The sequence below is a fragment of the Microcoleus sp. C2D2 genome (genome assembly GCF_036702495.1).
Classification (GTDB): domain Bacteria; phylum Cyanobacteriota; class Cyanobacteriia; order Cyanobacteriales; family Microcoleaceae; genus Microcoleus.
The window spans coordinates 1-7,195 of record NZ_JAUBTO010000247.1 but is presented as its reverse complement, the minus strand read 5'-3'; the positions used below and the strand labels follow the sequence as shown (position 1 = coordinate 7,195).

Genomic DNA, 7,195 nt, shown 5'->3' with positions numbered 1-7,195 from the left:
TTAGAGAAAATAGCAATCAGGGCGCTGTTTTTGATTATATCCGACAATCCATCAAGTTATTTATTTTTCAGTCCTAATGACTAATGACTAATGACTAATGACTAATGACTAATGACTAATGACTAATGACTAATGACTAATGACTAATGACTCCTGACTAATGGCTAAAAAAGGCAGCGTCACAATAAATGTAGTACCTTTGCCGATCGCACTTTCCACACTTATGGTACCGCCGTGCAGGTCAACTATGTGTTTGACAATGCAGAGTCCCAAACCCGAACCTTTAATCTTGCCTACATTAGCACCCCGTTCAAACTGCTGAAATAGTTTTTCTCGATCTTCCGCTGTGATTCCAATTCCCTCATCTCGAACGCAAAAAATTATTTGCTGGTTTTCGCAGCTTAATTCTAAACTGACATTGCCGCCGTTTGGAGAATATTTAATGGCGTTTGAAAGCAAATTAGTCAGGAGGTGGTGCAAGAGTTTTGCATCGAGATTGGCGTACACCGTATCTGTGTGAGTGCGGAAAGTTATCAGGTGTTTGTCAGTGACGAGAGGTTGCAGTTCTTCTAAAATAGAGGTGCAGAAATTCGTCGCATTAATCGGATTTAAATTCAAGGAAACTTTTCCGTATTCTGCTTTGTTAAGCATTAAAATATCCTCCAGCAATCCACTCATATTGCTGACTGCTTTTTTAATGCGAGCGACATTTTTATTTATAGTTCCTGAACCCCTCTGCAATTCGCTATCTTCTAGCATTTCAGCCGATAACTGTATAGTAGTTAAAGGAGTGTTTAAATCGTGGTATGCCATTGAAAAAAAACGCGAGCGGTTTTCGCTTTTCGCTGCTGCTAGTGCAATTATTTTTTGCATTTTTACTGCTTCTTGATGTTTGCTCAGCGCTATCTTGATGGTGGCGTGCAGTTCTCTTTGTTTAAACGGTTTGAGGAGGTAGCCGTAAGAGCCAGTATTTTCGGCTCGCTGCAAAGTTTCGTCGTCGGCATAGGCAGTTGTATAGATAATTGGGATATCGAATTTTTGATTAATTATTACTGCTGTTTCTATGCCGTCAATGTCGCCTTTGATGACTATATCCATTAAAATTAAATCGAGTTCCATTTCGCCTGCGCGCTGGATGGCATCGGCTCCGGAAGAAACGATGCCGACGATTTGATATCCCAAACTTTCTAATTTGTGGGATAAATTTTTAGCAATTAATAGTTCGTCTTCCACAATCAAAATATTAATAGCTTTGGCGGCCAAATTCATAATTTTAAAACCTTTTAGAGTAGCTTAACTCGTTAAAATTTAAGTGAAAGGCTGTGCCGGTTTGTCTTGACAGTTCGATGCTTCCTTCTAACTGGTCGGTTAAAGTGCAGACAACTTGAAAGCCCATCGAGTTAGTTTTCCGAAAATCTAAGTTTTGAGGAAAGCCAATGCCGTTGTCCTTAATGAAGAGGTGGATTTCGCGATCGCCAGTTTGATAGCATTCTACACTAACTGTACCAGTCGTGCCATCAGGAAAAGCGTGTTTGAGGGTATTTGAAACCAATTCATTGGCAATTAAACCGCAGGGAGTAGCGGTTTCAAGATTTAGGTAAATTGGTTCAGCTAATACCTGCAACTTAATTCGGTTGTCGCTAATATTGTAAGAGTGAAACAAGTTACTTACCAAATCTTCGAGATAATCGCCAAAATTAATTTGTGCCAGGTTAGTGGATCGGTACAGTTTCTCGTGAATCAGAGCCATAGAGTAAAGGCGATTCTGACTTTCTTCAAACATTTTGGCTAATTGGGGGTCGGCAACTGTGTTAGATTGCAATTCTAACAGACTGGCAACTACGCAGAGGTTGTTTTTGACGCGGTGGTGAATTTCTTTGAGCAAAATTTCTTTTTCTTTGAGGGAGTTTTTCAAATTTGCTTCCGCTTGTTTGCGTTCGCTCAGTTCAGCTTGCAGTTGCTGGTAGAGTAGAGATTGCTGAATGGCGATCGCTAATTGATTCACCAACTGCTGAAATAAATTGATTTCCCATTCTAGCCACTCACGAGGGATCTCGCATTGGTGGGCAATCAGCAATCCCCAAAGTTGGCTGTGCTGAATAATCGGCACTACTAACTTTGCCTTAACTTGAATTTGTTTCATAAACTCCACCACACAAGGTGTAAGGGAGGGGTCATCTAGTTCGGATCTCGCACAAATTCGCCCTTGCAAATAAAGCTGATAACTTTGGGCCGTCCAAACTTCTTCGCCAAAACATCTATCCACAAGTTGGCTGCATCCTTCTGCCACGGCTTCAGCAATTACTCGCCCGCCGCTTTTGGATAAAAGTTGATAAACCAAAACTCGATCGGCTAACAATACTTGCTGGAGTTCGGCAACCGTGGTGTTGAGAATTTCCTCTAATTGCAAAGACTGGCGGACGCGACGGGCGATCGCCTCCACGAGGCGTTCTCGCTCGCACTGCTGCTGCAGGGCGATTTCGGCGTATTTAGAATTGCTGATATCAGCGGCGTAACCAATAATTTCGATCGGAATGCCCCTGCTGTCAACCAATAGTTTCAGTTCCGTCCGCAGCCAGCGGTAAAGTCCGTCTCGGTGCAGAAAGCGGTACTCGCAAATGCAATTTTTGCCATCGGACAAATCCGAAAAGTTTACTATAAATTGTGGCTGATCTTCAGGGTGAATCCGGCTCGGCCAAAAGTTAGAATCTGCTAACATTTCTTGGGGATCGTAGCCAACGATTGCCTTAACGTTGTCGCTAATGTAAGTAGTACAAAAATCTCCCGTGGGTGCGGCAGTAAAAATTACCGCCGGATTAGAAGCCAGTAAAAATTGCAGGCGTTCTTTTAGCTGCTGCAATTCCATTTCTGCCCGCTTGCGATAACTGATATCTTCGATCGCCCCCATGCTGTAGAGAGGAATTCCCTCGCGGTCGCGGATCAGCGTCACCGTCAAGTTTGCCCACATCAGCTCGCCATTCTTCTTAATCAAGCGTTTTTCGCTCCCGAAGCGAGAAATATTGCCCTCTACAAGCTGCTTGACTTGCTCTAAATCTGCTTGTAAATCTTCTGGATGCGTGAGTTGAGTAAAAGTCATCGTCGCCAACTCCGCATCGCTGTAGCCCAACATCTGGCGGTGAGCTTCATTCACTTTGATAGTGCGGTAGTCGCGCACGCTTGTCAAACCGATCGCGATCGGAGCATCGTCAAATAAGTTGCGAAACTTTTCCTCGCTCTTTTGCAGTGCAGCTTCTGCGTGTTTGCGAGCGGTGATGTCTCGGGCAACCCACATCACCCGATCGAGATCCAGGGGCGAAATACTGGCATCAAACCAGAATAACTTGCAGCCAATTTCCATCATGTATTCAACTCTGTGGGTTTGCCCAGATGCCAATGTTTGGCGAATGTGGCCGAGGGCAAAATTAGCTTCCGCTTCTGGGAAGATTTCGGCGAGGGTTTTGCCCAGCACTTCAGGAGCCGGTTTGTACAGCAGTTCGGGAGCAGTGGGGGCAATTTTGAGGTAGCGGCCCCTGGCGTCGAAAACCAGCACAATATCCGTCATGGCATTAAACAGCGCCAGCAGTTCGGCTTCGGAGTTTTGGAGTTTTTCTTCGGTCAATTTGCGCTCGGTAATGTCGGTGTCAGTCCCGCTCAGGCGGCAAGCCTTGCCGTCTGCAGATCGGATCGCGCTGCCGCGGGCAAGTATCCAGCAGGTGCTGCCGTCTTTGCGCAGCATCCGGTGTTCAACTTCATAACTTTCTGTCACACCCTCTAGATAAGCATTTACTGCTTCCCAGACGGCAACTCGATCGTCGGGATGAACGTAAGACGCCCAATTTTCCAGGCGGTTGGCAATCTCTGCGTCCTGATAGCCCAACAAAGCTTTTAAAGAGGGAGCAATGTAGATTTCGTCGGTTTCCAAATTCCAGTCCCAAACCCCCACTTTGCCCGCCGATACTGCCAGTTCGTACCATTGTGTCCGCTGCTGGACTCTCCGTTCTAACTCTGCATTGAGCTCCAGCAAAGCGATTTCTGCTTGTTTGAGCTGCGTTACATCCCGACCTGCTGCTTGATACTCGACGATTTGTCCGCTCTCGTCGAATATAGCGCGATCGATCCACTGCTGCCAGCCAATTTCCCCGCTCGGCAAAATTACTCGGTGTTCGCCAGTAAAAATAGGCTTGTCGGGAGACACAGAAGTATATCGATGTTGAAAAATTTCTCGGTCTGCTTCTGGGATCAGCGGCATAAAGCTATTGCCGAGCAAATCTTCTGGTTGCACGCCGAAATAGCGGCAGTAAGCTTGATTGACAAAAGTGATTTTACCGTCGGGGAGGTAGCGGCAAATCAGTTCGCTTTGGTCTTCCACAATCGCCCGGTAGCGCGCCTCGCTCTGCCGCAGGGCATTTTCGGCATTTTTGCGATCGCTGGCTCGTTTTTCTAGTTCACAATTGCCGTCTAACAGTTCGCATTGTTCCTGGAGTTTTGCCGCTTCTTGGTGCAGTGCCTCCATCCAGCTATACATTGCTGGGCGAATCTTTTTTTCGCTGACTAAACCTACGACCTGACCCCCTTCGTCCACAATGGGCAAGCAATCGATCGAGTGTTGACAAAATACCTTAAATGCGGTAAAAATATCTGTAAATTCTGATTCTTTTAAGACTATTAAATTCCGCGTCATTGCGTCGGCAACTTTCATGCCTTGCCATCCGTATTCGGTAGCTAAGTTCAGCACATCTTCCGGCCTTAGCAGTCCGACTAGCTGATTTTCATTGACAACTAAGACGCAACTAATCGATGCTTTTACCGTTTCGTTTGAGTGATGGGGTGAATTAGGCAGCGGACAAAGGTCGATCGCCCGACGCATCAGGGCGATCGCATCCCCGAGGCAAGCTCCGGGCGCAACCGTCACAGGGTGGCGATCGACAGCTTTTAAGGGCGATAGTAAATTTGCCGACAAATTAGCAAGTTCCATCAGTCTTGGCGAAAAAGTATTGCTAATTAACTTTAGCAACACTTTTAGTCCTCAGCCAGATGACTGATGACTGCTGATATCGATTCCGGTTGCACCGGAATCGATAGGAATTGCTGCTAGAACTTTTTTGATTGTTTCGGATGCCTACAGAATGGCAGTGGTGACGTAGTGAGTTATTTTTCGCTTGCGGGCGCGCTGTCTATCTGTCACATCGCGGCCGATGTACACGAAATCTTGAACAGCGACCCCCGATCCAGAAATGCCTTGAATGTCAGTCGAAATCGCCGTACAGGAAAACGAAACTGTTAGCTTTTCTCCGCTTTTAGCCCTACAAATTACTTCGGTGTTAGTTTGAGATTCTTGAGGCGGATCTTGACTAACTGCTTGCAAAGATGCGCCAACAGCGGCAAGAACGTCTATTTGCTGGCCTACTAATTCTGATTCGCTGTAACCAAACAAATCTTGAGCCGCTTGATTGACTTTTTTAAGTTTTCCCGAGGCTGTTGTTACTAACAAAACTTCCGCCATTGAAGTAATGATTTTTTCAACATAATTATTAGTAGCGGCTAAGGTACTCAATAAAATCTCCATTTCATTGGTAGCTTGGACTAGAGTTTGTTCTAAAGCTATCCTGTCGGTTACGTCGTCAAAAAATATAATTAATCTCTGATAATTATCGTCATTAGTGAACTCGACGATATACATATCAAAATAAAGCCGCGATCCATTTCCTAATACCCGCGCGATCGCTTTTAATTCAAAATTTGGCAAACGTCTTTCAAAAAGATCGATTAAAATTTCTTCAGTTCCCACCAATTCTGGAAAGGGAATGCGGACATCGTTGCTGGCGACTACTTCCTCGGGACAGTCCCCAAATCGCTGCACTTTGAGAGATGTTTCTTGGATTAAAAAATGTTTATCCAGTGCTAGGTACTCCAAGTGGTGGGGAACTAACAGTTTTTTTAACAGGGTTTTCATAGAAACCTCACGGGAGATTGGAAACGAGCGTGGCTTTAGCCCGCTCGTGGAAAAGGGACACGGGATACCAAGCGTGTCCCGTCAATACTCTTAAAATCCATAGTTGTACCCATCCTTTTGATGAATAGAAAAACAATATTTGTGATTGATTCCTTGAATTAAGCCCTGGGCTGATGACATATTAAAACTACCAGATGAGCGAACAGCAACCCTACCTGTATAAGTCCCAATCTTCTTGCCCGAAGTAACAACGGCTTTTACAATGTCGCCTATCTGGAAACCCTTGACAAACTTGAATCTAGGAACATACCGAGAAGGAAATCCAAACTTATCTGTGCGACACATCTGCCTTGAACCATGCCCCGTGGCTTTGATGTTTAGGGGCTGATTTGCTAGTACAGAAATAGAGGGCGTATCACCAACGCAAGCAGCATCAAAGAAGTGGGTTTTTGGTAATTCCAACCGTATTCGGTTGAATTTGGTTAACCCACCAGAACCCGTGGCAATCACTTTACCTGTCTCTTTTAGGCGATTAAACAAAGCCCATCGGGTTGAATTGACAGCAGAGGCATCTTTTAATGGGCGCTTAGCCTGTACCAAGATTTTCTTCAAAACATCGGGCTTTTTTGCTAGGAATATCTTGATATCCTGAGTGCCTTTCTTGGTATTGCAAGGCTCACAAGCTAAACACAAATTAGATACCCTGTTAGTTCCACCCGACGCCCTAGGCTGAATATGCTCAACCTGTAGCGGTACATTTTCTACGCTACAGTAAGCACATCGTCTTTCCCATTTATTGAGCAGATACTCACGGACTTCGTAACCAGCTAACACACCCTGCTGATACTCGCTCCCTGAAATTTCTGGATTTTCTATCTGCTGTAGATCGAATCTGACTAATTCTTGAAATATCGTTCTGACTGATGCAAGTCTTGATAATTTGTTGACCCAAGTTAAGGTTGTTTCTACGCGGTGTCGAAGGCCTTGAGCTAACCAACCTTTAGGACGTGTCCGGTTACAAAATCGCGCTTGACGATATCGTGTGTGCCGACTTCTGCGACCACGCCGTAGGGAACGACGCGAATCTAGCGATGCCTTAATTGCTTGAGGGCGATGGGTTAATTGGGCCACCCAAATTAGATCGTAACCTAAAAGTATAGCTAATCCGCTGGAGTCGAACGAGAAGTCGCCTCCCCGAACTCTCCTACAAAACCGTGCTTGAGACTTTCGCCTCACACGGCT

Annotated in this window: 4 protein-coding genes; all 4 read right to left on the bottom strand. The window is 45.4% G+C overall.

The features are described from left to right. Positions 1–129 precede the first annotated feature (129 nt). Positions 130–1,269 (bottom strand): ATP-binding protein, encoded by a 1,140-nt coding sequence (locus tag QUB61_RS36700; RefSeq protein ID WP_333136047.1) that lies wholly within the window; start codon positions 1,267–1,269, stop codon positions 130–132. A gap of 4 nt (positions 1,270–1,273) precedes the next feature. Then, positions 1,274–5,017 carry a PAS domain S-box protein gene (locus QUB61_RS36695; RefSeq protein WP_333136045.1) on the bottom strand — a complete coding sequence of 1,248 codons (3,744 nt, stop codon included), beginning with the start codon at positions 5,015–5,017 and terminating at the stop codon, positions 1,274–1,276. 102 nt (positions 5,018–5,119) lie between these two features. Then, entirely contained in the window at positions 5,120–5,953 is an 834-nt protein-coding gene (locus QUB61_RS36690) for a PAS domain S-box protein (protein WP_333136043.1), read from the bottom strand. Positions 5,954–6,043: 90 nt separating this feature from the next. Next, positions 6,044–7,195 (bottom strand): RNA-guided endonuclease IscB (iscB, locus tag QUB61_RS36685; RefSeq protein ID WP_333136041.1); only part of this gene is annotated, 1,152 nt, incomplete at its 5' end.